This window comes from Streptomyces sp. AC627_RSS907, from assembly GCF_019049165.1.
Genome location: NZ_JAGMUE010001070.1, coordinates 1 through 649 on the forward strand (window position 1 = coordinate 1; position 649 = coordinate 649).

Sequence of the window (649 nt, forward strand, 5' to 3'; positions counted from 1 at the left end):
AGCGTGAACGGCCATCAGTCGTAGCTGCTCAGTCAAGACTCGATCCTCAGTCCTTGGTCAAAGAAGACGCCTCCTATAGTGACCCAAGCTGGGCTGGAATAATTCCGAGTTTTCAACCAGCGAGCTGACCAGGAGGAATGATCATGGCGACGGTGCGCGACGCCCGGCCGGACGAGCGCTACGGACGCTCCGCTGACGAGCGCGCGGATCGCAAGCTGAAGATCATCGGCGCCGTGCTCGGGGCCGGCCTGCTGGGCGTGGTGGCCTGGGCGGGGTTCAGTTACGTCGCCGAGCAGAAGGTCAGCGGACGGGTTATCGCCTTCAAGGCGGTCTCGGAGAACGCCATCGAGGTGCACCTGGAGGTGCGCAAGGACCGGGACAGCACGGGCGTGTGCACCGTGCGTTCGCAGGCCGAGGACGGCTCCGAGGTCGGCCGCAAGGACTTCACGTTCGACCAGCGACAGAAGCAGGTGGACGAGGTGGTCACGGTGCGTACGACGAAGCGGGCGACCACGGCCACGGTGGTCGAGTGCAAGGCGTCCGACGGCTGACCGCGCGCCCGCGCGCTACGGCGGGCTCGCCGGCCGCGTCGTCTGCGGGGCACGCGTGGCCCGGGCCCCGCGTCGGCGCCGGACGGCCCGTAGTCGGC

The 649-nt window shown here is 68.3% G+C and carries 1 protein-coding gene; it reads left to right on the forward strand.

What is annotated here, in order from left to right; all coding sequences use genetic code 11:
• Window positions 1-143 precede the first annotated feature (143 nt).
• A complete protein-coding gene (locus tag KUM32_RS40305) occupies window positions 144-551 on the forward strand; it encodes a DUF4307 domain-containing protein (RefSeq protein WP_187062952.1) in 408 nt (135 codons plus the stop codon).
• The last annotated feature ends 98 nt before the right edge of the window (window positions 552-649 follow it).

Coding starts and splice junctions, on each gene's coding strand:
- KUM32_RS40305 (WP_187062952.1), top strand. CDS start 144: ATGGCGACGGTGCGCGACGCCCGGCCGGACGAGCGCTACGGACGCTCC.